The 25,746-nt window shown below is 71.5% G+C and carries 27 protein-coding genes and 2 pseudogenes; 16 read left to right on the top strand and 13 right to left on the bottom strand.

Annotated elements, in window-relative coordinates; translation table 11 throughout:
* From ABZT17_RS16295 to ABZT17_RS16310, 4 genes are all read left to right on the top strand, one after another.
* A complete protein-coding gene (locus tag ABZT17_RS16295; RefSeq protein ID WP_356349014.1) occupies positions 1 to 435 on the top strand; it encodes a roadblock/LC7 domain-containing protein in 435 nt (144 codons plus the stop codon).
* A 17-nt stretch (positions 436 to 452) separates the two neighbouring features.
* Positions 453 to 821, top strand: a complete 369-nt coding sequence (locus ABZT17_RS16300; RefSeq protein WP_356349086.1) for a DUF742 domain-containing protein — start codon at positions 453 to 455, stop codon at positions 819 to 821.
* Positions 802 to 1,395 (top strand): ATP/GTP-binding protein, encoded by a 594-nt coding sequence (locus tag ABZT17_RS16305; RefSeq protein ID WP_356349016.1) that lies wholly within the window; start codon positions 802 to 804, stop codon positions 1,393 to 1,395. Before ABZT17_RS16300 ends, ABZT17_RS16305 begins: the two co-directional genes overlap by 20 nt.
* Before the next feature lie 85 nt (positions 1,396 to 1,480).
* A complete protein-coding gene (locus ABZT17_RS16310) occupies positions 1,481 to 2,257 on the top strand; it encodes an FCD domain-containing protein (RefSeq protein ID WP_356349019.1) in 777 nt (258 codons plus the stop codon).
* A gap of 3 nt (positions 2,258 to 2,260) precedes the next feature.
* On the opposite strand, the gene ABZT17_RS16315 is transcribed toward ABZT17_RS16310, so the two are convergent.
* The 3 genes from ABZT17_RS16315 to ABZT17_RS16325 are packed head-to-tail and all read right to left on the bottom strand — an operon-like array spanning position 2,261 to position 5,202.
* Positions 2,261 to 3,283, bottom strand: a complete 1,023-nt coding sequence (locus tag ABZT17_RS16315) for an LLM class F420-dependent oxidoreductase (protein WP_356349023.1) — start codon at positions 3,281 to 3,283, stop codon at positions 2,261 to 2,263.
* On the bottom strand, positions 3,280 to 4,416 hold the full coding sequence (locus tag ABZT17_RS16320) for an acyl-CoA dehydrogenase family protein (RefSeq protein WP_356349025.1): 1,137 nt from the start codon (positions 4,414 to 4,416) through the stop codon (positions 3,280 to 3,282). The genes ABZT17_RS16315 and ABZT17_RS16320 overlap by 4 nt, the downstream gene beginning before the upstream one ends.
* Before the next feature lie 18 nt (positions 4,417 to 4,434).
* Positions 4,435 to 5,202, bottom strand: a complete 768-nt coding sequence (locus ABZT17_RS16325; protein WP_356349027.1) for an enoyl-CoA hydratase/isomerase family protein — start codon at positions 5,200 to 5,202, stop codon at positions 4,435 to 4,437.
* Positions 5,203 to 5,297: 95 nt separating this feature from the next.
* Between ABZT17_RS16325 and ABZT17_RS16330 the strand changes: the two genes are divergently transcribed.
* Positions 5,298 to 6,164: a crotonase/enoyl-CoA hydratase family protein gene (locus ABZT17_RS16330; RefSeq protein WP_356349029.1), complete on the top strand. Its 867-nt coding sequence runs from the start codon at positions 5,298 to 5,300 to the stop codon at positions 6,162 to 6,164.
* Between the two features lie 132 nt (positions 6,165 to 6,296).
* Positions 6,297 to 7,697 (top strand): family 1 glycosylhydrolase, encoded by a 1,401-nt coding sequence (locus ABZT17_RS16335; RefSeq protein ID WP_356349032.1) that lies wholly within the window; start codon positions 6,297 to 6,299, stop codon positions 7,695 to 7,697.
* Here the strand turns inward: ABZT17_RS16335 and ABZT17_RS16340 are convergent.
* Entirely contained in the window at positions 7,676 to 8,176 is a 501-nt protein-coding gene (locus tag ABZT17_RS16340; RefSeq protein ID WP_356349034.1) for a MaoC/PaaZ C-terminal domain-containing protein, read from the bottom strand. The two genes, ABZT17_RS16335 and ABZT17_RS16340, sit on opposite strands and share 22 nt — an antisense overlap.
* A gap of 24 nt (positions 8,177 to 8,200) precedes the next feature.
* On the bottom strand, positions 8,201 to 9,022 hold the full coding sequence (locus ABZT17_RS16345; protein WP_356349036.1) for an enoyl-CoA hydratase/isomerase family protein: 822 nt from the start codon (positions 9,020 to 9,022) through the stop codon (positions 8,201 to 8,203).
* A 108-nt stretch (positions 9,023 to 9,130) separates the two neighbouring features.
* Between ABZT17_RS16345 and ABZT17_RS16350 the strand changes: the two genes are divergently transcribed.
* Genes ABZT17_RS16350 through ABZT17_RS16365 form a run of 4 tightly spaced genes read left to right on the top strand, consistent with a single transcriptional unit; the run spans position 9,131 to position 12,719 of the window.
* On the top strand, positions 9,131 to 10,249 hold the full coding sequence (locus ABZT17_RS16350) for an acyl-CoA dehydrogenase family protein (protein ID WP_356349039.1): 1,119 nt from the start codon (positions 9,131 to 9,133) through the stop codon (positions 10,247 to 10,249).
* A gap of 27 nt (positions 10,250 to 10,276) precedes the next feature.
* Entirely contained in the window at positions 10,277 to 11,455 is a 1,179-nt protein-coding gene (locus tag ABZT17_RS16355; RefSeq protein ID WP_356349041.1) for an acyl-CoA dehydrogenase family protein, read from the top strand.
* The gene (locus ABZT17_RS16360; protein ID WP_356349044.1) at positions 11,452 to 11,964 is read left to right on the top strand and encodes a nuclear transport factor 2 family protein; all 513 of its coding nucleotides are present in this window, start codon (positions 11,452 to 11,454) and stop codon (positions 11,962 to 11,964) included. Before ABZT17_RS16355 ends, ABZT17_RS16360 begins: the two co-directional genes overlap by 4 nt.
* Positions 11,964 to 12,719 carry an SDR family oxidoreductase gene (locus tag ABZT17_RS16365; protein WP_356349046.1) on the top strand — a complete coding sequence of 252 codons (756 nt, stop codon included), beginning with the start codon at positions 11,964 to 11,966 and terminating at the stop codon, positions 12,717 to 12,719. Before ABZT17_RS16360 ends, ABZT17_RS16365 begins: the two co-directional genes overlap by 1 nt.
* A gap of 22 nt (positions 12,720 to 12,741) precedes the next feature.
* On the opposite strand, the pseudogene ABZT17_RS16370 reads toward ABZT17_RS16365, so the two are convergent.
* The 5 genes and pseudogenes from ABZT17_RS16370 to ABZT17_RS16390 form a co-directional block, all read right to left on the bottom strand.
* Positions 12,742 to 13,215 (bottom strand): annotated as a pseudogene (locus ABZT17_RS16370) (aldo/keto reductase); the annotation flags it as partial.
* A 70-nt stretch (positions 13,216 to 13,285) separates the two neighbouring features.
* Positions 13,286 to 13,828 (bottom strand): flavoprotein, encoded by a 543-nt coding sequence (locus tag ABZT17_RS16375; RefSeq protein ID WP_356349049.1) that lies wholly within the window; start codon positions 13,826 to 13,828, stop codon positions 13,286 to 13,288.
* 9 nt (positions 13,829 to 13,837) lie between these two features.
* Positions 13,838 to 14,071, bottom strand: a pseudogene (locus ABZT17_RS16380) (DUF1348 family protein); the annotation flags it as partial.
* A 67-nt stretch (positions 14,072 to 14,138) separates the two neighbouring features.
* Positions 14,139 to 14,333, bottom strand: coding sequence for a ferredoxin (locus ABZT17_RS16385; protein ID WP_356349051.1), 195 nt, complete (start codon positions 14,331 to 14,333; stop codon positions 14,139 to 14,141).
* A 14-nt stretch (positions 14,334 to 14,347) separates the two neighbouring features.
* A complete protein-coding gene (locus ABZT17_RS16390; protein ID WP_356349053.1) occupies positions 14,348 to 15,547 on the bottom strand; it encodes a cytochrome P450 in 1,200 nt (399 codons plus the stop codon).
* Between the two features lie 216 nt (positions 15,548 to 15,763).
* On the opposite strand from ABZT17_RS16390, the gene ABZT17_RS16395 reads away from it, so the two are divergent.
* Positions 15,764 to 16,216 carry a nitroreductase family deazaflavin-dependent oxidoreductase gene (locus tag ABZT17_RS16395; protein ID WP_356349055.1) on the top strand — a complete coding sequence of 151 codons (453 nt, stop codon included), beginning with the start codon at positions 15,764 to 15,766 and terminating at the stop codon, positions 16,214 to 16,216.
* 159 nt (positions 16,217 to 16,375) lie between these two features.
* Here ABZT17_RS16395 and ABZT17_RS16400 read toward each other — a convergent pair whose 3' ends face one another.
* The gene (locus ABZT17_RS16400; protein WP_356349089.1) at positions 16,376 to 17,287 is read right to left on the bottom strand and encodes a cation diffusion facilitator family transporter; all 912 of its coding nucleotides are present in this window, start codon (positions 17,285 to 17,287) and stop codon (positions 16,376 to 16,378) included.
* Between the two features lie 258 nt (positions 17,288 to 17,545).
* On the opposite strand from ABZT17_RS16400, the gene ABZT17_RS16405 reads away from it, so the two are divergent.
* Together ABZT17_RS16405 and ABZT17_RS16410 are read left to right on the top strand one after the other, a co-directional pair.
* A complete protein-coding gene (locus tag ABZT17_RS16405; protein WP_356349057.1) occupies positions 17,546 to 18,559 on the top strand; it encodes a glutathione S-transferase C-terminal domain-containing protein in 1,014 nt (337 codons plus the stop codon).
* Between the two features lie 42 nt (positions 18,560 to 18,601).
* Positions 18,602 to 18,910: a DUF4235 domain-containing protein gene (locus tag ABZT17_RS16410; RefSeq protein WP_356349060.1), complete on the top strand. Its 309-nt coding sequence runs from the start codon at positions 18,602 to 18,604 to the stop codon at positions 18,908 to 18,910.
* An 89-nt stretch (positions 18,911 to 18,999) separates the two neighbouring features.
* Here ABZT17_RS16410 and ABZT17_RS16415 read toward each other — a convergent pair whose 3' ends face one another.
* Positions 19,000 to 19,392 carry a VOC family protein gene (locus ABZT17_RS16415; protein WP_356349062.1) on the bottom strand — a complete coding sequence of 131 codons (393 nt, stop codon included), beginning with the start codon at positions 19,390 to 19,392 and terminating at the stop codon, positions 19,000 to 19,002.
* A 100-nt stretch (positions 19,393 to 19,492) separates the two neighbouring features.
* Positions 19,493 to 20,236: a TetR/AcrR family transcriptional regulator gene (locus tag ABZT17_RS16420; protein WP_356349064.1), complete on the bottom strand. Its 744-nt coding sequence runs from the start codon at positions 20,234 to 20,236 to the stop codon at positions 19,493 to 19,495.
* A gap of 126 nt (positions 20,237 to 20,362) precedes the next feature.
* On the opposite strand from ABZT17_RS16420, the gene ABZT17_RS16425 reads away from it, so the two are divergent.
* The 3 genes from ABZT17_RS16425 (at position 20,363) to ABZT17_RS16435 (ending at position 25,697) form a co-directional block, all read left to right on the top strand.
* Positions 20,363 to 21,865: an APC family permease gene (locus ABZT17_RS16425; RefSeq protein ID WP_356349067.1), complete on the top strand. Its 1,503-nt coding sequence runs from the start codon at positions 20,363 to 20,365 to the stop codon at positions 21,863 to 21,865.
* Between the two features lie 10 nt (positions 21,866 to 21,875).
* On the top strand, positions 21,876 to 23,510 hold the full coding sequence (locus ABZT17_RS16430) for an amidohydrolase (RefSeq protein WP_356349069.1): 1,635 nt from the start codon (positions 21,876 to 21,878) through the stop codon (positions 23,508 to 23,510).
* 399 nt (positions 23,511 to 23,909) lie between these two features.
* Positions 23,910 to 25,697, top strand: coding sequence for a hypothetical protein (locus tag ABZT17_RS16435; RefSeq protein ID WP_356349071.1), 1,788 nt, complete (start codon positions 23,910 to 23,912; stop codon positions 25,695 to 25,697).
* Positions 25,698 to 25,746 lie beyond the last annotated feature (49 nt).

Here is a 25,746-nt window from a genome sequence, read left to right on the forward strand (position 1 = left end):
ATGACACTGCGCACGACCGCCACTCATCAGGATCTCGACTGGCTGCTGGACGGCCTGGTCGAACAGGTCCCGGGCACCCGGCACGCCATCGTGCTGTCCGACGACGGTCTGGTGGTGAGCCAGTCCAGCACCATCGCCCGTGGCGACGCGGAGCGCCTCGCCGCCGTGGCCACCGGCCAGCAGAGCCTGGCCCGCGGGGTCGGGACCCTCTTCGACGGCGGGCCGGTGCACCAGGTGATCGTCGAGCTGGCCGACCTGTGGCTGTTCATCTCCGCCGCGGGCCGGGGCACGCACCTGGCCGTCGTCGCCTCCCAGGAGGTGGACGCCGAGCTGATGGCCGTGGCCATGCACACCCTCATGCAGCAGGTGGGCCGACGCCTCGGCACGGAGGCCCGTGTCGTCCTGCCGGGCGTCGAGGGCGGTGTACGTGAGTGAGCCACTGGACGGACGGCATGGAGGCGGACGACGCGGACACCCAGTCCGTCCGGCCCTACACGATCACGCAGGGCCGCACCGCCCCCGCCCGTGACGACCTCACCCTGATCACCCTCGTGACCACCGTCGAGCCGGAGGTTCCCGGCCGGTCCTCGCGCGGCCTGCAACCCGAGCACCGCGCCATCCTCCGGCAGTGCCGCGCGCCGGCGGCGGTGGCCGAGATCGCCTCCGCTCTGGACCTGCCGATCTCGGTGGCGAAGATCCTGATAGACGACCTGGTGGCCCTCGGCAGGGTCGCCACCCGTCCGCCGCTCGCAGTCGCGGCAGGAAGCACCATGGACATGAACCTACTTCGGGCGGTGAGGGATGGCCTCCGCAGACTCTGACCTCGCCCCACGCACCCTGGGCGCGGCTCCCGCCGCCGTCAAGATCCTCGTGGCCGGCGGCTTCGGCGTCGGCAAGACGACCCTGGTCGGCGCGGTGAGCGAGGTGGCGCCGCTGCGGACCGAGGAGTACCTCACCGTGGCCAGCGTCGGCGTCGACGACGTCGAGGGTGTCGAGCGCAAGTCGACCACCACCGTGGCCATGGACTTCGGCCGCATCATGGTCAGTCCCCGGCTGGTGGTCTACCTCTTCGGCACGCCGGGCCAGGAGCGTTTCTGGTTCATGTGGAACGACCTGGTGCACGGCGCCCTGGGCGCCGTCGTCCTCGCCGACACCCGCAGACTGGAGACCAGCTTCGCCTCCATCGACTTCTTCGAGAGCCGCCGTATCCCCTTCGTGGTCGGTGTCAACTGTTTCCACGGGCGTCGGGACCGCGGTGAGCGGGAGGTACGCGAGGCGCTCGACCTCGATCCCGACGTCCCGCTGATGATGGGTGACATGCGCGAACGGTCGGTCGGCCGCGATCTGTTGGTGATGCTGGCCGATCACCTCATTCGGACGAACTCGATTACCTAGCTTAAATAGTTATCTAGTTCTAGTATGGGGCCACCGGGTTGAGGCGCGCCGCGCGCCTGCCGGCCGGACGGAGGTGGTCCCCGCGATGAGTGAGACCGGGAGACGCGGCGGGATCGGCGGCGCCCAGGTCCGGGTCCCCAAGATGGCGGAACTGGTCGCGGCACGGCTGCGCCGCATGATCGTGCGCGGTGAGCTGGTGGAGGGGGACGCGCTGCCGTCCGAGACGGCGCTGATGGAGGAGTTCGCCGTCTCCCGGCCCACCCTGCGCGAGGCGTTCCGAGTGCTGGAGTCGGAGTCGCTCATCGACGTGCGCCGGGGCGCCCGTGGCGGGGCGCGGGTCCAGGTCCCCGAGGGCACCGTGGCCGCCCGCTACGCCGGTCTGGTGCTGGAGTACCGGGGTACGACCCTCAAGGACGTGTACGACGCCCGTACGGTCATCGAGGCGCCGTGCGCCGGGCTGCTGGCCGAGCGGCGCACCGACGAGGACCTGCGCAGGCTGCGGGCCGCCGTCGCCGAGGCCGAGGGGCTGATGGACGACCCGTCGGCCTTCATCCGCGCCCACATGGAGTTCCACGCCCTGGTCGTCGAACTCGCGGGCAACGAGACGCTCGGTGTCCTCAACGGCATGGTCCGCCACATCATCGACCAGGCGAACTGGTCCCACGTCGACCTCGACGCCGGCAGCCCGGAGAACATCCGCGCCAACCGCCGGGGCTTCCGGGCCCACGGCGCGCTCGTGGACCTGGTGGCCGCGCGCCGCGCCGAGGCCGCCGAGGAGCTGTGGCACCTGCATCTGCAGGAGGCGGAGGACTATCTGCTGCAGAGCAGGTCCATGACCACGGTCCTGGACCTGCTCGGCTGACGGTCAGCTCTCGCGCAGCTCCGCCACGATCGGCTCCCACACCTCGGCACGGGTCTCGTAGGCGGTGTAGAAGGACACCCGGTCCACCAGCGCCCCGTAGCGGCGCCTGATCTCGCCCGCCACCCGGTCCGGCTCCGCGACCACGGCGAAGGTGTGGAGGACCTCGTCCTCGACGAGCCCGGTCATCGCCTCCCACTTGTCCTCGCGCCGGGACGTCGACAACGCGTGCAGCTCGTCGCCGAGTTCGCCCCAGCCGTGCAGGTCGAGGACCCCGCGATAGGCGGGCGTGCTGCCGTAGAAGGCGACCTGGGCACGCGTTCCGTCGATGGCGCGGGCCATCTCCTCCTCCGTGCCGCCGGTCGCGGTCAGCAGCAGATGGGAGACGGAGAAGTCGGCGCGGGTGCGGCCCGAGGACGCGAGGCCCGCCTCGACGGTCGGCAGGGTGACCTCGCGTAGATACCGCTCGGTGGTGAAGCCGTGCGCCAGCAGGCCGTCGGCCACCTCGCCCGCGACCCGTGTCATCGCCTCCCCGACGGCGGCCACGAACACCCTGGGCGCGCCGCCGGTGGCGGGCGGCGGGGAGAAGAACGGGGACATCAGCGTGTGCGAGTAGAAGTCGCCCCGGAAGTTGAGCCGTTCGCCCTCGTTCCAGGCGGCCCAGATGGCGCGCAGCGCGCTGACATACTCCCGCATACGGGCGGCGGGCCGGCTCCACGGCATCGCGAAGCGTCGCTCGATGTGCGGCTTGATCTGGCTGCCCAGTCCGAGCGAGAACCGCCCGCCCGAGTACGTCTGCAAGTCGTGTGCCGTGTAAGCCAGTTGCATGGGGGAGCGGGCGAAGGCCACCGCGATGGCGGTGCCGACCTCCAGCCGGTCGGTGTGCTCGGCTGCCAGCAGCAGGGGCAGGAACGGGTCGTGTTTGGACTCCGAGGCCCACAGCCCGTCGTAGCCCGCCTTCTCGTGATGGCGGGCCTCCTCCACGACCTCCGCGGTGCTCCACACGTTGAGCTTGCCGTCGACCTTCATGCCGCTCCCTCGCCCGCTTCCATGCCGATGCGCTGTGCGAGCAGTTCGCGATGGTACGCGGGATCGCCGAACAGCAGCTGTGACGTCTTGGCCCGCTTCAGATAGAGGTGGGCCGGGTGTTCCCAGGTGAAGCCGATACCGCCGTGGACCTGGATGTTCTGCGCCGTCGCCTGCACACACGCGTCCGAGCAGAACGCCTTGGCCAGGCTCGCCACGGCGGGCAGGTCCGGGGCGTCGTTCTCGGCGGCGAGCAGGGCGTAGTGCGCGGCGGCCCGCGCCGACTCGACCTCCAGGAGGACGTCGGCCAGCAGATGCTTGACGGCCTGGAAGGAGCCGATCGCCCGCCCGAACTGATGGCGGACCTTGGCGTACCCCACCGCCATGTCGAGCGCGCGGGACGCCACCCCGACCTGCTCGGCGGCGAGTTGGACGGCGGCCCGGTCGAGGACCTGGGCGACCAGGTCCCAGCCGTCGCCGTGCGTCCGCAGCCGGGTCGCGGGTACCTCGCGGTACTCCAGGCGGGCCTGCCGGCGGGTCGGGTCCAGGGTGGGCAGCGGCGCGCGCGTCAGACCGGGCGCGTCGCCGTCCACCACGAAGACGCCGATCCCGTCGGCGGCGCGCGCCACGGTGAGCACGACGTCGGCGGCCGCACCGTCGAGCACGAACGTCTTGTGCCCGGTCAGCAGCCAACTCCCGCCGGACTCACGGGCGGTGAGCCCGATCCCCGCCGCGTCCCAGCGTGCCGAGTCCTCGGTCAGGGCCAGGGTCGCGACCAGCTCTCCCGCCGCCAGCCCCGGCAGCAGGCGCTTGCGGGCCTCCTCGTCGGCGCAGCGCAGCAGCGCGGTCGTCGCCAGGACGGCCGAGGACAGGAAGGGCGCGCACAGCAGCGCACGGCCCGTCTCCTCCATCACCACGCCCACTTCGACCGGCCCGCACCCGGCACCGCCGTACTCCTCGGGCACGGCGAGCCCCTGCAGGCCCAGCTCCGTGCCCATCCGGCGCCACAGCGCCCGGTCGAAGCCCTCGGGGGTCTCCATCAGACGCCGTACCTCGGTCTCCGGCGAGGTGTCCGCGAGGAACGCCCGTACCGTGCGGCCGAGTTCCTCCTGCTCCTCGCTGAACGCGAAGTCCATCCCGTGCTCCTCTGCGGTTCAGCGGCGGCCGCGCGCGGCGATGATCCGCTCGACGGCGGCGATGTGGTCCGGTCCGTGCATGGTCTCCCGCTCGGCGAGCAGGGCCGGCTCCATCACCGTGCCGAGGGCCTGCTCCAGATGCCGGTTGACGGCGCGCTTGGTCTCCTGCAGTGCCTGTGCGGGCAGGGCCGCCAGCCGTCCGGCCAGGTCCATGGCCTCGTCCATGAGCTTGTCCCCGGGCACGGCGCGGTTGGCGATGCCCAGCCGGACCGCGTCCTCGGCGCTCACCCGGTCGCCCAGGAAGAGCAGTTCCTTCGCCCGGGTGAGGCCCACGAGCAGTGGCAGCACGTACGCGCCGCCGTCGCCCGCGACGAGGCCGACCTGGACGTGCGGGTCGGCGACATAGGTGTCGTCGGCGATCAGCACGAGGTCGCTGAGCAGGGCGAGACTGCAACCGAGGCCCACGGCGGGGCCGTTGACGGCCGCGATCACGGGCAGCGGGCAGCGGACCAGTCCGGTGATGATCCCGCGCGCCTCGTCGACCTGTCGCTGCCGGAAGGCGGCGTCGCGCTGGACCCGGGTCATGGTGTCGAGGTTGCCGCCGGCGCTGAACGCCCGGCCGCGCCCCGTCAGGACGATCACGCGTGCCTCCGGATCGGCGGCGAGGTCGCCCCACAGCGACGCGAGGCCGGTGTGCAGTTCGTCGCTCATCGCGTTCAGCTGCTCGGGCCGGTTCAACTCGACCAGCCGGATGGGCCCGACGGCCGTCACCACCAGATCCGTCATCTTCGCCGCCCTCGTCCAGGGATCCTCGTTAGAGTTGAATGCTATAACTAATTAAGCTTTCTGGAAACCGGGTCGCGGAGTGACGGAGGACGCGCATGCCGCAGCAGGAGTACGAGACCGTACGGGCAGAACTGGCCGACCGGATCCTCACGGTCACCCTCGACCGGCCCGAGAAGCTCAACGCCTTCAACCCGCGCATGATGCAGGACCTGCTCGACGTCCTGGACGCGGCCGACGCGGACGACGAGGTGCGGGTGATCGTGGTGACCGGCGCCGGACGCGGCTTCTGCGCGGGCGCAGACGTCAGCTCCGGCGGTACGTCGTTCGACCACCGCAAGGCGGGCGCCTGGCACCGGGACACCGGCGGCCGGGTGGCGCTGCGGATCTTCGCCAGCACCAAGCCGGTCATCGCGGCGATCAACGGCCCGGCGGCGGGTGTCGGGGCGAGCATGACGCTGCCCATGGACATCCGGCTGGCGTCGACGACGGCGAAGTTCGGCTTCGTCTTCGCCCGTCGCGGGATCGTGCCGGAGTCCGCCGCGAGCTGGTTCCTGCCCCGGGCGGTGGGCATGCAGCGGGCCATGGAGTGGGTGGCCACGGGCCGCGTCTTCGGCCCCGAGGAGGCGCTGGCGGCCGGGCTGGTCCGCTCCGTCCACCCGCCGCAGGAACTGCTCCCGGCGGCGTACGAACTCGCCCGGGAGATCGCCGGGAACACCTCCGCGGTCTCCGTCGCCCTGTCCCGCCAGATGATGTGGCGCATGCTCGGCGAGTCCCATCCCATGACCGCGCACCGGCTGGACTCGCGGATCATGAGCCAGATCGGCGGCGGCCCGGACCCCGTCGAGGGCGTCGAGTCGTTTCTCGCCAAGCGACCGCCCGCCTTCCCCGGCCTGGTGAGCAAGGACCTGCCGGCCGTATACCCCTGGTGGCGGGAGGAGGAGTTCCGGCCGTTCGGGGAGTAGCCCGTCGGGCACGGGCTTTACATACCGACGAGATATGGCCGAAACATTGTCGTGCTTTGCGTGAAGTGTTAGCGTCCGGTCGGCGGACATTCAGTTGAATGCGCTAAACCATTGACCGCCTGGACGGTAACCATGAGCGATGGTTTCCTGCATGAATCGCTGCGCGGAGTCGACTGGGGGGTCGCCACCGCGGACGCCGTCGCGGCCCCGCCGCCGCCCGCTCAGGAGCGGGGCGGGCACTTCGGGCAGTGGACCGACGACATCCGGCAGCTGCTCGGCGTCACCGCGGACACGCACCGCATGGTCGCCGGCTGGCCCCTGCTCCAGCCCGACGGCCCGGGCAGCTGGGACCGGCGGGCACTGGACCGCTGCGAGCGCGCGCTCGACGCCCGGCTCGCCCAAGGGAAGCGGCCCGCTCTCACCCTCGTCGACCGCACGCTGCCGCCATGGCTGGACGGCGCCGGAGGCTGGCTCGCCCGCGACACCGCCGAGCACTTCGCCGTGTACGCGGCCGAGCTGGGCCGCCGCTTCGGCGACCGGGTGGAACGCTGGGTCACCTCCACCGACCTGGCCGGGCCCACCCTCGCCGACCATGTGGCCGGAATGTACTCACCGGGCCGTGGCGCGGGCCGCGCCGGGCTCCCCGCCGTCCACCACATCCTCCTCGCCAACGGACTCGCCACCCAGGCACTGCGTGCCACGGGAGCCGTCGGCCGGATCGGGACCACGGTCACCCTCGTGGGCGGCTACCCGGCCACCGACGACCCCTACGACCGGCTCGCCCTGGAGCGCCTGGAGAGCTGGACCAACCGCGTCTTCCTCGACCCGCTGCTGCTCGGCGAGCACATGGTGACCGAGGACGACGTCGCGCCCGTCGCGGCCACCGGCTGCGTCCGCCCCGGCGACCTGGACGTCATCACCACCGCACAGGACCTGCTGGCCGTGTCCTGGCACACGCCGTTCCGCGTCACCGCGCCCGAGAACCTGCCCCGGGTGCTGCCGAGTACGAAGTGCCGCAGCGCCCTCAACGAGGTCAACCGGCTGCTCGTCGGCCTCGGCTTCGCGATCGTCCCCTTCGACGACGTGGAGACCACCGCCTACGGCTGGCCGATCATCCCCGAGGGGCTCGCCGACGCCGTCGCGGGCCTGTGCGACCTGTACGGGGACCTGCTGCCCCCGCTGTCCGTCGTCGACAACGGCATGGGCGACCTGGACCTGGTCGACGAGTCGGGACACCGCGACGACGCCCGACGCCGGGCCCTGCTGCGCGCCCGGCTCTCCTGGCTGGCGGGGCTCGTCGACGCCGGGGTGGAGGTGTGCGGCTACGAGTACTGGTCGGTCCTGGACAACCTGGAGGCCAAGTTCCGCTACACCCGCCTGTACGCGATGGCCGTCCCCGACCACGACCTCGCGCCCCGGCCCGCGATGCCCTCCGACTGGGTGCGCGGGGGAGCCTTCGCCGCCCCGCCCGCCGACGGCCCGCGCACCGGCCTGACCCTGGTGAGCCCCGCTCAGGGCGCCGGCGCCTCGTAGTCCCGGCCGCGGATCAGCCGTACCGGGCGGTAGACCAGCACGTCCTCGTCCCGCTGGTTGCGCACGGTGATCCTGCTGGTCACCACGCCCCGGCCGGGCTTGCTGGAGGGGCGCGAGCCGGTGGTCTCCACGACGGCGTACAGCGTGTCGCCGACGTACACCGGACCGTGCACGGTCAGTTCCATGTGCAGGAAGGCGAGGCCGGTGCCGTGCAGGACGTTCGTCTGCAGGACCAGGCCCTCGGCGAGGCAGTACGTCAGGCCGCCCGGGACCAGCCGGCCCGTGTAACCGCCCTCGGCCGCGTGCGTGGCGTCCCAGAACAGCGGCTCGGTGAAGCCGCCCCAGGTGACGAAGTTGACCAGGTCGGTCTCGGTGACGGTCCGGCGGGCGGTCCGGAAGACCTGCCCGACCGGCATCTGCTCATAGGTCAGCCCCTTCACCAGTGGCGGGATTTCGGTCGTGGTGTCCTGCGTGGTCATGTGTCGGTCCTTTCGGTGGCGTCGTCACAGGTCGAGCGGGTGCTTCTCGGCCACGGCCGTGAAGTCCGGTGCGCGCTTGTCGCGATGGGCCGCCAGGCCCTCCACGACCTCGTGGCCCGCGAACCCGAAGAACTCAAGTCCCAGCGAGGCCTCGAAGGCGGGCTGGGCGGTGCGGTACCAGTGGTTGAGGGACCGCTTGGTCCAGCTGATGGCGCTCGCGGGACCGGCGGCCAGGACCTTCGCCACGCGCAGCGCCTCGGCGTGCACCTCCTCGTCGGCCACGCACTTCGACACGAGACCGATCCGCTCGGCCTCCTCACCCGTGAGCGCCTCGCAGGTCAGCAGGTAGTACTTGGCCTTGGCCATGCCGCACAGCAGGGGCCAGCAGATGGCCGCGTGGTCCCCGGCCGCGACCCCGAGACGGGTGTGGCCGTCGACGATCTTCGCCGTGCGGGCCGCGATCGAGATGTCCGCCAGCATGCCGATGACCAGCCCGGCCCCGACAGCCGGCCCGTGGATCGCGGAGACCACCGGCTTGGAGCAGTTCATCACGCCGTACACCATGTCCCGCGCCTCGCGCATCACCCGGGCGCGCACCGCGTGGTCCTCGGTCAGGGCCTGGATCGAGTCGAAGGTCCCGCCCGCCGAGAACGCCCGGCCCGCCCCCTGGACCAGCACCGCCCGGGTCAGCTCGTCCCGGTCGATCACCGGCCAGACGTCGGCCAGTTCGCCGTGCATCCGCGGGTCCACCGCGTTGAGGTTCGGGGCGTCGAGCACGACGCGCAGCACGCCGGGCGCGGGCCGCTCGAAGGTCAGGCTCGTGAACGGGGCATAGGGATCGGTCACGTCGCGCTCCTGGTGCAATCAGTGCGGATACTATAATTATCTAACTGTATGGAGCGGGGAGCGGCAAGCGTTCGGCAGCCGCGTCGCAGCGAGGACGGGAAGCCCGGCATGGATCTCACCTTCAGCCCGGAACAGGACGAACTGCGCACGGTCGTACGGTCCTTCCTGGCCAAGTACTCCGACGAGGCGGCCGTGCGCCGGCTGGCGGCCGACCCGCGCGGCCACGACACCGTCGTCTGGCGGCGGATGGCCGGCGAGCTGGGCCTGCAGGGGCTCGCCGTACCGGAGGAGTACGGCGGCTCGGGCTTCGGCTATGTCGAGCTCGGGGTCGTCTTCGAGGAGGCGGGCCGCGCGCTGCTGTGCGAGCCGTACTTCGCCACCGTCGCCCTGGCCGCCGAGACCCTGCTGCGCTGCCCCGACGACCAGGCACGGGCCGACCTCCTGCCGGGCATCGCCTCCGGCGCGACGATCGCCACCCTCGCCCTCACCGAGGACGGCGGCCGCTGGGACGAGCCCGCCATCCGCCTCACCGCCGACGACACCCCCGGCGGCTGGCGGCTGACCGGCGCCAAGACCTACGTCCCCGACGGCCTCCTCGCCGACCTGATCCTGGTCGCCGCCCGCACTGCATCGGGCGTCAGCCTCTTCGCTGTCGCCGCCGACGCGCCGGGCCTCACCCGCACCTCTCTCCCCACCCTCGACCAGACCCGCAAGCAGGCCCGCCTGGAGTTCGCCGACACCCCGGCCCGGCTGATCGGCGCCGAGGGCACCGCCTGGCCCGTTCTCGAACGCGCCCTCGCCACCGCCTCCGTCCTGCTCGCCGCCGAACAGGTCGGGGGAGCGGCCGCCGCTCTCGACGCCGCCGTGGACTACGCGCGCATCCGGGTGCAGTACGGGCGGCCCATCGGCTCCTTCCAGGGGATCAAGCACAAGTGCGCCGACATGCTGGTGGAGATCGAGTCCGCCCGCTCGGCCGCGTACGCCGGGCTGTGGGCGCTGGACGCCGGGGACGACACGGAGACCGCCGTCGCCGCCGCCCTGGCGCAGGCCTTCTGCTCGGAGGCGTTCACCAAGGTGGCCGGCGACAGCATCCAGGTCCACGGCGGCATCGGCTTCACCTGGGAGCACCCCGCGCACCTGTACTTCAAGCGCGCCAAGAGTTCCGAGGTGCTGCTCGGCACACCGTCGTACCACCGGGAGCTGCTGGCCGCCCGGCTCGGCATCTGAGACCTCCGAGAGCAGGGAGAAGCAGACATGGAGCTGGACTTCGGACCCGCGGTGCGTGACTTCCGCGAGGAACTGCGGGACTGGCTGGCGGACCATCTGGTGGGGGAGTTCGCCGAGCACCGGGGCGTCGGCGGCCCCACCGACGGCGCGGCCTGGGACGTCCGCCTGGCCTGGGACCGCGAACTGTCCGCCGGGGGATGGCTGGGCGTGGGCTGGCCGCGGGAGTACGGCGGCCGAGGGCTCGGACTCCTGGAGGAGATCGTCTTCGAGTACGAGTACGCCCGCGCGAACGCCCCCTACCGGGCCACCGGCAACGCCCTCGACCTGCTCGGCCCCATGCTGCTCAAGGTGGGCGCCGAGGAGCAGAAGAAGCGGTTCCTCCCGCCGATCCTCGCCGTCGAGGAACTCTGGGGCCAGGGCTTCAGCGAACCCGGCGCCGGCTCCGACCTCGCCTCGGTCCGCACCCGCGCCGAGCGCGACGGCGAGGAGTGGGTGGTGAGCGGCCAGAAGGTGTGGACGTCCTTCGGCATGCACGCCGACTGGCTCTACGTCCTCACCCGCACCGACCCGGACTCCGTCCGGCACAGGGGGCTGAGCATGCTGCTGGTGCCCACCGACCAGCCCGGCGTGGAGATCCGCCCCATCCGCAACCTCGCCGGCCAGGACGAGTTCGCCGAGGTGTTCCTTTCCGACGCCCGCACCGGCGCCGACATGGTCGTCGGCGAGGTCGGTCAGGGCTGGCGCACCGCGATGGCCACGCTCGGCATCGAACGCGGCACCACGCTCCTGCCCCAGCAGCTCACCTTCGAGCGCGAGGCCGAGTCGCTGATCGAGCTGGCCCGGGAACGCGGCGCGCTCGACGACCCGATGCTGCGCCGCCGCATCGTCGACGCCTGGATCTCCGTGCGCGTCATGCGCACCACCAATCTGCGCACCCTCGCCGAGCTCACCGCGGGCCGCACCCCGGGCGCCCAGGCCACCACGGCCAAGCTGTACGCCTCGACCCGGCACCAGCAACTCGGCCACCTGGCACAGGAACTGGCGGGCCCCGCCGGACAGATCGTGGGCGCGGACTACGACCTGGACACCCGGCAGCGCTCCTTCCTGCTGTCCCTGGCCGAGACGATCTACGGCGGGTCCAGCGAGATCCAGCGCAACATCATCGGCGAGCAGATCCTGGGCCTGCCGAAGGAGCCGAGGCCATGACCCCGATCGAGGACCGACTCGACCGGGTCGAGTCCCACCTCGCCATCCAGCAGCTGCCCGTGCGGTACGCGCTCGCCGTGGACGCCCGCGACCTCGACGCCTGGACGGGCTGCTTCCGGCCCGACGTGGACATGGGCCGGCACGGTCACGGGCGGGAGGCGCTGCGGGCGTACATCGAGCCCCTCGTCCGGGGCTTTCGCCGGTCCGTCCACCAGATCTGCGGCCACCGGATCGAGTTCACCGGCCGCGACACGGCCACCGGCTCCGTCTACTGCCGCGCCGAGCACGAGGTGGGGGAGCGGTGGATCGTCATGGCCATCCGCTACCTCGACGACTACGCGCGCGTGGACGGCGAGTGGTACTTCTCCCGCCGCCGCGAGCAGCACTGGTACGCGGCCGACGTGACCGAACGCCCCCAGCGGGTGGGATTCGCCGGCTGGGAGGGCGCCGGGGAACCGGCGCTGCCGGACGCCTTCCCCACTTGGGGACCCTTCTGGAAGGAGTCGTGATGCGGCGGCTGGCAGGGAAGACCGCACTGGTCACCGGTGGCGGACAGGGCGTGGGCCGGGGCATCGCGCTCGCGCTGGCGGCCGAGGGGGCGGCCGTGGTGATCACGGGCCGGACCGAGGGCAGACTCAAGGACACCGCGCAGGTGATCGTCGAGCGCGGCGGGCGGGTGCACACCGTCGTCGGGGACGTGGGCGAACAAGCCGACGTCGAGCGCATGGTGGCGGAGACCGTCCGGGAGTTCGGCGGCCTGGACGTGCTCGTCAACAACGCGCAGAGCTCCGTACAGCGCCGTCTGGAGCAGACGTCGTACGACGACGTCGAACTCGCCTACCGCAGCGGGCCGTTGGCGGCCTTCCACGCGATGCGGGCAGCGCTGCCGCACCTGAGGGCGAGCCGCGGCAGTGTCGTCAACCTCGGTTCGTCGGCCGCCGTGCTGGGCGAGACGGGGTTCGCGTCCTACGCGATGGCCAAGGAGGCGATCCGGGGGCTGAGCCGCGTCGCCGCGCGGGAGTGGGGACCGTACGGGATCCGGGTGAACGTCGTCTGCCCGGCCGCGCTGAGCCCGGCGGCCGAGGAGTACTTCGCCGCCCATCCGGAGAAGGCCGAGCAGGTGGTGGCCGGCATCCCGCTGGGCCGGATGGGCGACCCGGAGACCGACATCGGGCGTGCGGTGGCCGCGCTGGTCAGCGACGACATGGCCTATCTGACCGGTGCCACGCTGATGTTGGAGGGCGGTCGGACCCTGATCGGCTAGGGCGTGTTGCGAAAGTCAGCTGGGCCCCGATGTAGCGGACCTTGCCCGCCTTCACCACGTCGTGCAGGGCCTCCATGGTCTCCTCGACCGGGGTGTGCGGGTCGAAGCGGTGGATCTGGTACAGGTCGACGTAGTCGGTGCCCAGCCGGCTCAGGCTGTGGTCGATCTCGGTCAGGATCGCCTTGCGGGACAGGCCCGCTCCGTTGGGCCCGGGCCGCATCCGGCCGTGCACCTTGGTCGCGAGCACGATCTCGTCGCGGTCGGCGAAGTCGCGCAGGGCCTTGCCGACGATCTCCTCGCTGGTGCCGTCCGAGTAGACGTTCGCCGTGTCGAAGAAGTTGATCCCCGCCTCCAGCGCCTGCCGGATCAGCGGGCGGGAGGCCTCCTCGTCGAGCGTCCACTCGTGCGTGCCTCGGTCGGGCAGGCCGTAGGTCATGCAGCCCAGACAGATCCTCGAGACGTCCAGGCCCGTCGAACCGAGCTTCACGTACTGCATCGTTGCCGCTCCTGCCTTCGGTATGGGGTACCAGAGGGGAGCGTACGTCGTCGTGCCGGAGGGCTGAAGGTCATCGCCGCCCGAGCAGGTCCAGCGCCGTCCGCCATCCGAACTCCGGCCGTGTGCCGTCCTCCCCGGGCTCGCCGGAGTAGGGCTCGCCGAACCGCACGCCCATGCCCCGCAGCCGGATCAGGCTGTCCTGATAGGCGGGATGGGCCGCCAGCGCGTCGGCCACGCACGGCAGGACGGCGACCGGGACACCGAGGCCGCAGGACTCGCAGAGGGTGGCCACGGCGAGGGTGTCGGCGAGGCCGGCCGCCCACTTGTTGACGGTGTTGAACGTGGCCGGCGCGACCACGACCGCGTCCGGCGGCGGAAAGGGGCGCGGATCGCCGGGGGTGCGCCAGGCCGAGCGTATGGGGCGGCCGGTCTGTGCCCGCACCGCGTCGGTGTCGAAGAACCCGTTCATGGCGACGGGCGTGGCGATGACCCCGACCTCCCAGTCCCGCTCCTGCGCGGCGGTGATCAGCTCGCCGACGTCCGCGGCGATGCCGGCGGCGCAGACGACGACGTAGAGGAAGGGGCTCCCGGGATGCTCCGCCTGGTCGGTCACCCCGAAACCCTATGCGAGCGGGAAGGACTCGCCTCGCTCGGAGTCCGGCCGGGGGCCGTGGATGCGGCGCTCCCCCTCCTCGATCGGCACGTCGTCGATGCCGGCCTCGCGGCGGGTCATCAGGCCGTGCTCGTCGAACTCCCCCAGCTCGTTGCCGTAGGAGCGTCACCACTGGCCGTCGGCGTCCCGGCACTCGTACCGGGAGCGGACGGCGATGCGGTTGCCGTCGTACGCCCGGAGGTCCCGTTGCCAGGCGGCCCCGGAGGGCCGGACGCGACACGGAAGGCCGGCCGCCGGCCGCGAACCGGACTCAGGTGTCGGTCACGGTGATTGCGGTGACCGGGCAGGCTCTGGCCGCCTCTCGGATCATCGGGTCGCCGGCGCCGTCCTCCTGGCCGGGGAGCAGGGTGCTGAAGCCGTCGTCGTCCTGGGTGAAGACGTTCGGCGCGGCCAGGGCACACTGGCCGGCGCCGATACAGACGTCCTTGTCGATGTCGATGCGCATGGGCGTCGGGCCTCTTACCAGGTCACGGGGAGTTCCAGCATCCCCTGGATGGTGTCGCCGGGCTTGAAGGGGATCTCGTCGGCCGGGGCGGCGAGCCGGAGGCCGGGCAGCCGGTCGAAGAGGGTGCGCAGGGCGATGTCGAGTTCGGCACGGGCCAGGTTCTGGCCGAGGCACTGGTGGATGCCGAAGCCGAAGGCGACATGGTGGCGGGTCGGCCGGTGCCAGTCGAGGGTGTCGGCGTCGGCGTAGACGTCCTCGTCGCGGTTGATGACCGAGGTGGAGAAGACCACGCCGTCGCCCGCGCGGATGGTCGCGCCGCCCGTCTCGATGTCCTCGGTCGCCCTGCGCAGCAGCCCGTCCGCGATGGACAGCATGCGCATGAGCTCCTCGACCGCGGACGGCATCAGCTCCGGGTCGGCACGCAACTCGGCCAGTTTCTCCGGGTGTTGGAGCAGGGCGAAGGTGCCCAGCGAGATCATGTTGGCGGTCGTCTCATGGCCGGCGATCAGCAGGATGGTGGCGAAGGCGATGACCTCGCTCCGGTCCAGCACCCCCTCGCGCAGCTGGTGGTGGACGAGTTCGTCGAGCACGCCGTCGCCGGGCTCGGAGTCGCCCAGCTTGCGGTCGATCAACTCCTCGAAATAGGCGTCGAGTCGGTCGCGGGCGTCGTGGACGTCCTCGACCTCGGGACCGCGCAGCAGCCGGCGCGACTGGCCCTCGAAGAAGTCGTGGTCGGCGTAGGGGACGCCGAGCAGCGCGCAGATCACCATCGAGGGCACCGGCAGCGCGAAGGCGCCCACCAGCTCGGCCGGCGGCCCCTTCTCGATCATCGCGTCCAGCAGTCCGTCCACGATCCGCTGGATCCGCGGACGCAGCTCGACCGCCCGGCGCAGGGTGAAGCTGGGGACCATCATCCGCCGCTGGACCCGGTGCCGGGGGTCGTCGACGCCGAGCAGCGCCACCCTCCGGTTCTTCACCGCGGCGAACCGCTCGGTGGGCGCCGGGAAGTCGGGGTGCCCCCGGTCCGTGGACAGACGCTGGTCGGCGAGGAGTTCGCGGGCGAGGGCATGACCGGTCACCAGCCAGGCCTTACGCCCGTCGTAGAGGGTGATCCGGGTCAGCGGGCGGTCGGCGCGCAGGGGGTCGTAGGCGGTCGGCGGGTGGTAGGGACAGGTCCGGTCCTGGGGGAAGGCGACCGGTTCCGTTTCCGTCATGGCAGACCTCGCAGACGAAGGGTGCGTCGTACAGATCTTCATTAGATGCCCCAGGCACCTAAGGAACGACGACAAGTTCGGCCAGATCGGTGGCGCGGGCATTCTGGCCGGAGATGGCCGTTCACCACGAGCGAACCGGACATGGATGATTCCGCGTCGCCGAGGTGTTGAGGGAGGGTGTCAGTCAGCCGACGACCCGACGATGGGACGGATGCCATGCCTCTTGAGGGCGAGTACGAACCCAGCCCGCAGCAGTGGGTGCGCGACCAGGTGGAGCTGTACGAGAGCTCCGGCGGCACGAAGGGGACGACGCTGCTGGACACCGGTATGCCCGTCATCGTGCTCACGACCCGCGGGGCCAAGAGCGGCAAGATCCGCAAGACACCGCTGATGCGGGTGGAGCACGAGGGCCGTTACGCCGTCGTCGCCTCGCAGGGCGGCGCGCCCAAGCACCCGGTCTGGTACCACAACATCAAGAGCGAGCCGCGGGTGGAGCTGCAGGACGGCCCGGTCAAGCAGGAACTGACCGCGCGTGAGGTCACCGGCGCGGAGAAGGCCGCGTGGTGGGAGCGGGCGGTCGCGGCGTACCCGCCGTACGCCGAGTACCAGGAGAAGACGGACCGGCAGATCCCGGTGTTCGTGCTGGAGCCGGTCGCCGCGAAGGGCTGACCCCGGCCGGCCGAAGAGCCGTGTCCCGGGCCCGCGCAACCGGCTCGTGCGCGGGCCCGGAAGCAAGCTCGGCGCGGGCCGGACGCGGGCTCGGCGCGGGCTCGGAAAAAAATCTTCGTCGAGGTACGCATGAACCCGGATCCGCCGGGCACGCGTGCGTCAGGCCCCGCCGCGCTCCCCCGTCGCGGCGGGGCTTTCCCGTGCCTCGCGGGCGGGCCGGTCGGTGATGTCCAGGAAGATCTGGTCCACCTCCGGGACGCTGTCCGCGACGGTCCGCTTGATCCGGTCGGCGACCTCCTCGACCCGCTCGCTGTCCAGGCCCGGCACCAGGTCGACGCGGGCGGCCACCAGGGCCTGGTCCAGGCCGGTTTTCATCGTGAACAGCGCCTCCACGCTGTCGATCTCCGGCTGGTCCTCCAGCAACTCCCGGATCCGGTCGGCCGCCGCGGGGTCGGCGGCCTCCCCGATGAGCTGGTCGCGGGCCTCGCGGCCGAGGCGGTAGGCGACGTAGACGAGCAGACCGCCGATCGCGAGCGAGGCCGAGGCCTCCCAGGCGACCTGCCCGGTGACCATGTGCAGGGCCATGCCGACGGCGGCCAGGGTCACGCCGAGCACCGCGGTGCCGTCCTCGGCGACCACGGTGCGCAGCGCCGGGTCGCGCAGGCCGGCGCTGCCCCCCTGGCGGCGCACCTGGTGCAGGGCCCGCAGCAGGGAGGTGGCCTCGGCGAGGAAGGAGACGCCGAGCACGATCAGGCCGACCACATAGCCGCTGAACTTCTCCTCGGCGCCGTTCCTGAAGGCCTCGAAGCCCTGGAAGAAGGAGAAGCAGCCGCCCATGACGAAGATCCCGACGGCCGCGAGCAAGGACCAGAAGAAGCGTTCCTTGCCGTAGCCGAAGGGATGGCGTTGGTCGGCGGGGCGGCGGCTGCGGCGCAGGGCGGCCAGCAGGAACACCTCGTTGAGGCTGTCCGCCACCGAGTGCGCGGCCTCCGACAGCAGCGCCGGTGACCCCGCGACCAGGCCGCCGACGGCCTTGGCGGCGGCTATCACCAGATTCGCCGCGAGGGCCACGAGGACGGTGACGCGTGTGCGCCGGTCGGCCTTCGGGTCCGAGGTGCTCGTCGGCTCCCTGGCCGGGGCTGTGGTCGGCTCCTGGGCCGAGGTGGTCGTCGGCTCCTGGGCCGAGGTCGTCGTGGGCTTCGTGTCCGAGCCTGTCTGCGATGTCCCGCTCACCTTCGCCGACTGCCCCTCCGCGGTCGGCTCACACCGTGCGGGGTACGGAATTCGGGGAACGCGGTAGTCAGTGCTCGTGCATCGCAGGGAGGAACCATGGGCGGCGGGGGCAACGACACGTACGGCACGAAGCCGTTCAAGCGGTCCAAGAGCCACTTCACGGACCGGATCACCGCGGACTCGCGGGACGGGTGGCCGGTGGAGGCGGGCCGCTACCGGCTGGTGGTGAGCCGTGCCTGTCCGTGGGCGAGCCGGGCGGTGATCTCCCGGCGGCTGCTGGGCCTGGAGGACGCGCTGACCATGGGGATCGCCGACCCCGTCCAGGACGACCGCAGCTGGCGCTTCACCCTCGACCCGGACGGCCGCGACCCGGTCCTCGGCATCCGCTACCTCGCCGAGGCCTACGAGCGGCGGGAGAACGGTCACCCGGGCGGGGTGAGCGTGCCCGCGATCGTCGACATACCCAGCGGTGAGCTGGTCACCAACGACTACCAGCAGCTCACCCTCGACCTCGCCACCGAGTGGACGGCCCTGCACCGCGACAGCGCTCCCGAGCTGTACCCGCACACCCTGCGCGACGAGATCGACACGGTGATGGCGGACGTCTACGAGGACGTCAACAACGGTGTGTACCGGGCGGGGTTCGCCACGGACCAGGAGGAGTACGAGGCCGCGTGCGCCGGTGTCTTCCGGCGGCTGGAACTGCTCGCTCCGCGGCTGGAGCGGCAGCGCTATCTCGTCGGTGACACCATCACCGAGGCGGACATCCGGCTCTTCACCACGCTGGTGCGCTTCGACGCCGTCTACCACGGCCACTTCAAGTGCAACCGCTGGAAGCTGGCGGAGCACCCGGTGCTGTGGGCGTACACCCGCGATCTGTACCAGACGCCCGGGTTCGGTGACACCGTCGACTTCGACCACATCAAGCGGCACTACCACCAGGTCCACACGGGCATCAACCCGACCCGTATCGTGCCGCTCGGGCCCGATCTGTCGGGCTGGCTCGCGCCGCATCACCGCGAGGAGCTGGGCGGGCGGCCGTTCGGCGACGGTACGGCGCCCGGGCCGGTGCCGGCGGGTGAGGAGGTGCCGGCGCGGGGGCGCCCCTGACCGAGCGAGTGAGCAACCGGACCGTGCGACCGAGGAGACCACGTGGCCAAGACCAAGAAGAAGAAGCTGAAACTGCCCCTCGCCTACAAGCCGCTGGGGTTCGCGATGGGCTGGGTGAGCGGGTCCGTGGCGGGGCTCGCCTTCCGTAAGACATGGATGGCGATCCGGCATGAGGAGGACGCGCCCGACGCCCTGGACCGGGACCGCGGCTGGGGGGAGATCCTGCTGGCCGCCGCGGTGCAGGGGGCGATCTTCGCCGTGGTGCGCAGCGCGGTGGACCGGGGCGGCGCCAAGGCCATCGAGCGCTCCACGGGCGTCTGGCCGACCGCCGATCCTGAGGGCCGGGACTGACGGCGGGGGGCGTCCGGCGCAGCGGGCCGGCGGGCTGGACACACCGTGTCCCCGGACGCCGGGCCGATCCGCCGGACGCCCCCTCCGGCTCAGCCCTGCTTGGGTGCCGTCGGGGTGGTGCGGCGCACGGTGAAGGAGTGGCCGGCCGGGTCGGCGTAGCCACGCTCCTCGAACGGGCCGGACGCGTCCTTCGTCTCCAGCGGGCGTCCGCCGAGCTCCACCACCTTGCGCTCCACCGCGTCCAGGTCCTCCACCACGAAGTCCAGGTGGGCCTGGAGGGAGTTCTCGGGGCGCGGCCAGCTCGGCGGGGTCGCGTTCACATCGCGGCGGAAGGCCATGCGGGTGCCGTCCGCGCCCCTGATCTCCACGCGGTTGGCGGTCGCGTCCGTCTCCTCGGCCTCCAGCAGCTCCTTGTAGAACACGGCGAGCTTCTCGGGCTCGGCGCAGTCGAGCACCACGAAGCCCGCTTCAACCAGCGGCATGTCTCCTCCGAACGGTCGGGGGGCGCGGGGCCCGTACCCCGCCGCCCACTCCCCTCGGATATCCCGCTCCGCCCGATTCACTCGCCGGGCGGTACCCCGGTCAACCGGCTTGATCGGTCCGGCTGTTGTCCTGGGCCCGTGACCGGATTTCCGTCAGGCGCGTCGCCGCGGCCGTGAGGAGGAGGTCCAGGGCGGCCGGATAGGAGCTGCCGCCCATGTCGGTGACGAGGTGGCGGGCCGTCGCGGCGATGTTCGGGTGGGTCTCGGCGGGCAGTCCGGCGTACGTCGCCTGCCATACGGCCGTCTCGGCCTCCTGTGCCGCCCTGGGCAGGGCGATGCTCGCCGAGTCCAGGGCGCCGTAGGCGAGGGCCTGGTCGACGAAGACGTGGTAGATGCGGACGGCCTCGGGGCCGGGGAAACCGGCTCCGCGCAGGACGCCGAGGATCGTCTCCACGGCCTGGATCTCGTACGCCCGCCCGGTGACACGGTAGGAGCTGAGCACCGCCGCGCGCGGGTGGGCGAGCGCGCCCGCGTGCATGCGCAGGCCGAGCTCGCGCAGATCGGCCCGCCAGTCCCCGGTGGGCCGCCAGACGCGCAGGGTGCGGCCGATCAGCTCGTCGGCGACGGCGAGCATCAGGTCGTCGGTGTGCCGGAAGTAGCGGTACAGGGAGCTCGGGTCGGCGCCCAGGGCGCGGCCGAGGCGGCGCACGGACAGCGCCTCGGTGCCGTGTTCCTCGATCAGTCGCAGGGCCGTGGCGACGATCAGTTCGTCGGACAGGACGACGCCCTGTTTGGTGGGCCGCCTGCGCCGCCGTGCGTCGGGCGGGACGACTCGCTCGCTCATGGACTGCCTCCTCGGGGCCGGTGCCCGCACCTTATGACAACAGTGTTGACCTGTTAAGTGCCCGGGCAGTTTCATGTGCGTTCACCGGGGCCTGCCTGGCCCCCTGGTGCGAGCGGAGAACCGCCCATGTCCGACCAGCCCCTCACCGCGGGCCCTCCGGCGCGCCCCGCGCTGCGCAAGTCCCTCGGCGTCCTCGACGGCGTCGCCATCGCCGCGTCCAGCACGGCCGCGACCACCAGTATCGGCATCGGGCTCGGCGTCACGGCGGGCGTGGTCGGGCTCCATCTGCCCGCGATCATGCTGCTGGCGTTCCTGCCGGTGCTGGGCATCGCGGGCGCCTACTCCCGCCTCAACCGCGTGGAGCCGAACGCCGGCAACGGCTATGTGTGGGTGGGCCGTTCGCTCAGCCCCTGGCTCGGCTTCATGACCGGCTGGGTGAACATCGTCGCGACGGTGGCCTTCCTCGCGTACACCACCGCGGTCACCGGATCGGCGCTGATCCAGCTGGCCGGGGAGGCGGGCCTGCACCGGATCGCCGGACTCGCCCTGGATCCGGGTTCGACGGCGCAGACGACCACCGTCGGCATCGTCGTGCTGGTCGCGGTCACCGTCACCGCGGTCACCGGCGTCCGCACGGCCGCCCGCCTCCAGACCGGGCTGCTGGTCTTCGAGTACGTCGTCCTGCTCGGGTTCTGCGGATACGGCATCGTCACCGGCCCGCACGCCTTCAGCCTGAGCTGGTTCGACCCGTTCGCGATCCCCTCCGCGTCGGCCCTCGCACAGGGGCTGATCCTGTCGGTGTTCTGCTACTGGGGTTTCGAGGCCGCGTTCAGCGTCAACGAGGAGGTGCGGGAGCCCCGGGACGCCTCCCGCGCCGGTTTCATCACCCTGCTCACCATGCTGGCCCTGTTCCTGCTCGGCTCGATCGCCTTCCAACGGGTCCTGTCCGAGCCGGAGTTGGCGGGTCACGGCGCCCAGGGGCTCGCGTACTTCGGGGACCGGCTGGCCTCGCAGCCACTGGCCGCCCTGCCGCTGGTCGCGCTGATGTTCTCGGCGGTGGCTTCCCTGCAGGCCGGGGTGATCCCGACGGCCCGGGGCATGTTCGCGATGAGCCGGGACCGTACGCTCGGACCGGTGTGGTCCAAGGTCAGCGCCCGCTACGGCACTCCGGCCGTCGGCACCCTGCTGATCGGCGTGCTGGCGGCGGCGGTCGCGGCCCTCGCCCTGGTGATTCCACGGCTCGCCGACATGATCATGGCCACGGTGAACGCGGTCGGCATCGTGGTCGCCCTGTCGTACGCGCTGACCGCGCTGGCGGCGGCCGTACGCTTCCGTTCGCTACTGCGGGAGAACCGGCGGGAGGGGCTGCGGGCGGTGGTGCTGCCGGCGCTCAGCGCCGCCGCGCTGCTCGGACTCGGCGGTTATCTCGGCTGGTCCTTCTACTCCTCCACCGACCATCTCGAACTCCGCGCGGACAACGGGTGGTTCCTGCTCCTGGCCCCCGTGGCGATGATCGCCTCCGGGTTCGTGGCCGCTGCCTGGGCCAAGTGGGTGCGCAGATCGCCGTACTTCCGCACCGGCCGGGGCACGGACGCCGACGCACCCGCCCTCCTGACGACCGCCGGCTAGGAAACGGAACATGCACGCAGACCTTCTCTTCAGCGGCGGTCCGGTCCTCACTCCCGAGGGCCGGACCGCGACCGCCGTGGCCGTAACCGGCGACCGGATCACCGCCGTCGGAGGCGACGAGGTGCTCGGCCTCTCCGGGCCGCGCACCCAAGTCGTCGACCTGGCGGGCCGGTTGCTGCTGCCGGGCTTCCAGGACGCGCATGTCCATCCGATACCGGCGGGGCTGGAACTCGGCCAGTGCGATCTGACGGAGGCGACATCGTCGGCGGAGACGGTGGCACTCGTGCGCGCCTACGCCGAGGCGCATCAGGAACGGGAGTGGATCCTCGGCGGCGGCTGGTCCATGGAAGCATTCGAGGGCGGCACACCGGCCAAGGAGCTGCTGGACGCCGTCGTACCCGACCGGCCGGTGTATCTGCCCAACCGCGACCACCACGGCGCCTGGGTCAACAGCCGCGCCCTGGAACTGGCCGGCGTCACCCGCGACACGCCCGACCCGGCGGACGGGCGGATCGAGCGGAACGCGGCCGGTGAGCCGAGCGGGACACTGCAGGAGGGGGCGATGCAGTTGGTCGGGCGGCTCACTCCCCCGGCCACGGCGGCCGACCGGCTGGCGGCGCTGCTGCACGCCCAGCGGCATCTGCACGCGCTCGGCATCACGGCCTGGCAGGACGCGCTCGTCGGGGACTTCCTCGGCATGGACGATCCGTCGGGGGCGTATCTGGCGGCCGCGCGGGACGGTTCCCTGACCGCGCGGGTGGTGGGGGCGCTGTGGTGGGACCGGGAGCACGGCGCCGAGCAGATCCCCGAACTCGTCGAGAAGCGGGCCGGGTTGAGCCACGGCCGGTTCCGCGCCACCAGCGTGAAGCTGATGCTGGACGGTGTCGCCGAGAACGGCACGGCCGCGCTGCTGGACCCCTACCTGGACCGATGCGGCTGCGCCACCGCCAACCGGGGCAAGAGCTTCATCGACGCGGGCCAACTCCCCAAGTACGTCACCGAGTTGGACGCGCTCGGCTTCCAGTGCCACTTCCACGCGCTGGGCGACCGGGCCGTACGCGACGCCCTGGACGCGATCGAGGCGGCGCGAGCGGCGAACGGGCCGAGTGACACCCGGCCGCATCTGGCGCACCTTCAGGTCGTGCATCCCGAAGACGTGCCGCGCTTCTCGCGATTGGGGGCAACGGCGAACATCCAGCCGCTGTGGGCCGCGCACGAACCGCAGATGGACGAGCTGACGATCCCCTTCCTGGGGTCCGAACGGGCCGCGTGGCAGTACCCGTTCGGTGCGCTGCTGCGCTCCGGCGCCCGGCTCGCGGCCGGCAGCGACTGGCCGGTCAGCAGCCCCGATCCGCTCCAGGGCATCCATGTCGCCGTCAACCGCAGGGTCCCCGGGAACAGCGGCGCCCCGGTCTTCCTGCCCGGCGAACGCATCAATCTCGCCGAGGCGTTGACCGCGTACACCGCGGGATCGGCGCAGGTGAACCATCTCGACGACACCGGCACGGTGCGGGTGGGCGCGCTCGCGGACCTCGTGGTGCTGGACCGCGACCCCTTCGACGGGCCGCCCGAGTCGATCGCGGAGACGGGTGTCGCGCTGACGTATGTGGGCGGGGAGGCAGTATACGCAGCTCAAGAGGCTTAGGCAGTAACGGACATCACGGTGAGGTCACGCGTAGATCATTTACGCTCTGGGCAGCCTCGTATCACTTCTCGGTTCAACTTTCGGCCATAGAAGCTGAGTTCGAGGGCGCGGGTGGCCGTTTCGGCCACCCGTGCGCAGGACGGGGACTCTGTGTCGCCGTCTCCCGAAAGGAAGCGCATGCCTCAGGACGTCACGCTCGACCTCACGGTCCGCACCCCCCATCAGCAGACATCTCCCTGGTCGACGCCAACCGCCGGCCCCCTGGCCCCGGTGGCGAGCGCGCACACCTGACGGGCCGTGAGAGGCCCTCGCGGAAAGTACTGAAGTACTCGGACACACCGGTCGACAACCACGGTTGATCGACTTGTTGTCATGACCACGGCTAAATGGGAGACCAGCATGAGATCGCGAATCGTGGGGGCTGTTCCTGCGGCGTCCGCCAACAGCCTGCTTCCGGCGCAGCCCGGCGCCCAGCTCCAGCCCACGGAGGCGGGAAACGCTCTGGCCCGGCTCATGGTGAAGCGCGTCCAGGGGACCGCGGAGCCGTTCCGAAGCTCCCACGACGCCGCTCGGCAGCGGCTGGGCACCCCCGGCTCCGGCGACGGGGGCACCACACTGCGGGTGGAGGGAGCCCTCCACCTGGCACAACCCGCCTTCCTCCCGCCCGACGAGGAGGGCTACGCCAGGCTGAAACGGCTCGAGACCGCCCTCGGCCTGATAGAAGCGGCCTTCCCCCAGGTCAGCACCGATGTCGAGATCTGCCGGCTGACCTGCGTGATGCTGGAGGGAGCCTGGCGGACCCGGGCCTCGACCCCGCCGCGCGAGGAGGAGCAGGCGGCCTCCTGCACCTGCCCGCTGTGCCGCCGGCTGCCCACACCGCCGGCCCGCACGCTGGAGGACTACGGCTGGCGGCAGAGCGCGGGGCGTCCCCTCACCGTCAAGGCCTGGCCCTACCGCCGGGAGCTCGACAGCGTCCTGACCGCTGGATGGATCTGGGTCCGGCAGCTGAACGACCTCGAACGAGACCTCGGCCTCCGCCACCGTTTCGAGGACGACATCCTCGTCTTCCACGAGTACAAGCGCGTCATCGACACCATCGACACCGCGCACATCACCCAGCTCGTGGAAGGCCGCCTGGCCGAGGATTTCAGCACCAACAGCGCACGGGCCCTGGTCGGCGGACTCTACGCGGCCCACAAGCGGTCCGTCGACGAGCACTGGCTCCAACAGCACCACGCGGGTGGCGTCACGCTCCCCCAGACCAACCCGCTGAGCCAGAGCACCTATTCAGCCCTGCAGATGCTGGACTGCCTGTTCTGGCACGTCTCACCCGACACGGAACTCTGGCAGGAGGAACATCTCGCCTCCCTGCTGCTGTGCCGCGTCATCGACGACATGGCCGACGTACGCGTCGACTCCCTCACCGGCGAGATCAGCAACTTCTGGCTCTCCGACATGGCCACCCACACCAAGGCGCTCTACGCCGCCTGCACCATCGCCCTCATCAAGTACGGCTGCACGCCCGAGGCGCATGAACCGATGTGGAACACCTGGCTGATGACCAGCACCATCGTCTGGATGGGACTCACGGGCCGGCACGCCCTGTGGTTCGACGGCATCACCGAGGGCCTGTCCCCGGCCGAGGACTGCCCGCTGTGCGAACTGCAACCCGACCCGTGCACCGGCATCCTCACCCACGGCACCACCCTGAGCATCGGCCCGCGGCCCACCGCACCGGCACTGAGCTCCCGGACCGCCGAGCTGTCCGCACTCTGCCGTGCCCAGTTCCCCCGGACATGGCCCCTCTTCGACGCCGAACTCCATGCCTTCGAAGCCCTGCACGGCCCCTGGCTGGGCAGGACCGACAGCACATGGGAGATCCTGCGACGCACCTACATCGCCGCCGTCGAGGCATCCATGGACGCGGCGTCCCCCGACCGCGCCCGGGAGGTCCAGCAGGACGCCGGCGCCGTCGGATCCGAGATGTTCTACACGCTGTACGACGCCCGGACCGGGCGGGAGGACACCGCGCTGCTCTCCTACATGTTCGGCTGCGCCCACCCGCATTTCATCTGGAACGCCACGGGTTACCGTCCCACGAGCGTCACAGGTCGTCCGGATCTGGTTCTTCGGTGCTACGGGACGAGCCTCAAGCGGTCGTCGTCCGTGGCCACCTTGGACAGGTAGACCTCGGGAAGGGCGTGAGGGTGCAGGAGTTCTCGATCGGCCTGAGGTC

It is taken from the genome of Streptomyces sp. NPDC005648, from assembly GCF_040605395.1.
Classification (GTDB): domain Bacteria; phylum Actinomycetota; class Actinomycetes; order Streptomycetales; family Streptomycetaceae; genus Streptomyces.

Bases quoted from the DNA above. Each gene is read 5' to 3' on its own strand.
- ABZT17_RS16295 (WP_356349014.1), top strand. From the start codon at position 1: ATGACACTGCGCACGACCGCCACTCATCAGGATCTCGACTGGCTGCTG.
- ABZT17_RS16300 (WP_356349086.1), top strand. From the start codon at position 453: ATGGAGGCGGACGACGCGGACACCCAGTCCGTCCGGCCCTACACGATC.
- ABZT17_RS16305 (WP_356349016.1), top strand. From the start codon at position 802: ATGGCCTCCGCAGACTCTGACCTCGCCCCACGCACCCTGGGCGCGGCT.
- ABZT17_RS16310 (WP_356349019.1), top strand. From the start codon at position 1,481: ATGAGTGAGACCGGGAGACGCGGCGGGATCGGCGGCGCCCAGGTCCGG.
- ABZT17_RS16315 (WP_356349023.1), bottom strand. From the start codon at position 3,283: ATGAAGGTCGACGGCAAGCTCAACGTGTGGAGCACCGCGGAGGTCGTG.
- ABZT17_RS16320 (WP_356349025.1), bottom strand. From the start codon at position 4,416: ATGGACTTCGCGTTCAGCGAGGAGCAGGAGGAACTCGGCCGCACGGTA.
- ABZT17_RS16325 (WP_356349027.1), bottom strand. From the start codon at position 5,202: ATGACGGATCTGGTGGTGACGGCCGTCGGGCCCATCCGGCTGGTCGAG.
- ABZT17_RS16330 (WP_356349029.1), top strand. From the start codon at position 5,298: ATGCCGCAGCAGGAGTACGAGACCGTACGGGCAGAACTGGCCGACCGG.
- ABZT17_RS16335 (WP_356349032.1), top strand. From the start codon at position 6,297: ATGAGCGATGGTTTCCTGCATGAATCGCTGCGCGGAGTCGACTGGGGG.
- ABZT17_RS16340 (WP_356349034.1), bottom strand. From the start codon at position 8,176: ATGACCACGCAGGACACCACGACCGAAATCCCGCCACTGGTGAAGGGG.
- ABZT17_RS16350 (WP_356349039.1), top strand. From the start codon at position 9,131: ATGGATCTCACCTTCAGCCCGGAACAGGACGAACTGCGCACGGTCGTA.
- ABZT17_RS16355 (WP_356349041.1), top strand. From the start codon at position 10,277: ATGGAGCTGGACTTCGGACCCGCGGTGCGTGACTTCCGCGAGGAACTG.
- ABZT17_RS16360 (WP_356349044.1), top strand. From the start codon at position 11,452: ATGACCCCGATCGAGGACCGACTCGACCGGGTCGAGTCCCACCTCGCC.
- ABZT17_RS16365 (WP_356349046.1), top strand. From the start codon at position 11,964: ATGCGGCGGCTGGCAGGGAAGACCGCACTGGTCACCGGTGGCGGACAG.
- ABZT17_RS16385 (WP_356349051.1), bottom strand. From the start codon at position 14,333: ATGCGCATCGACATCGACAAGGACGTCTGTATCGGCGCCGGCCAGTGT.
- ABZT17_RS16390 (WP_356349053.1), bottom strand. From the start codon at position 15,547: ATGACGGAAACGGAACCGGTCGCCTTCCCCCAGGACCGGACCTGTCCC.
- ABZT17_RS16395 (WP_356349055.1), top strand. From the start codon at position 15,764: ATGCCTCTTGAGGGCGAGTACGAACCCAGCCCGCAGCAGTGGGTGCGC.
- ABZT17_RS16405 (WP_356349057.1), top strand. From the start codon at position 17,546: ATGGGCGGCGGGGGCAACGACACGTACGGCACGAAGCCGTTCAAGCGG.
- ABZT17_RS16415 (WP_356349062.1), bottom strand. From the start codon at position 19,392: ATGCCGCTGGTTGAAGCGGGCTTCGTGGTGCTCGACTGCGCCGAGCCC.
- ABZT17_RS16420 (WP_356349064.1), bottom strand. From the start codon at position 20,236: ATGAGCGAGCGAGTCGTCCCGCCCGACGCACGGCGGCGCAGGCGGCCC.
- ABZT17_RS16425 (WP_356349067.1), top strand. From the start codon at position 20,363: ATGTCCGACCAGCCCCTCACCGCGGGCCCTCCGGCGCGCCCCGCGCTG.
- ABZT17_RS16430 (WP_356349069.1), top strand. From the start codon at position 21,876: ATGCACGCAGACCTTCTCTTCAGCGGCGGTCCGGTCCTCACTCCCGAG.
- ABZT17_RS16435 (WP_356349071.1), top strand. From the start codon at position 23,910: ATGAGATCGCGAATCGTGGGGGCTGTTCCTGCGGCGTCCGCCAACAGC.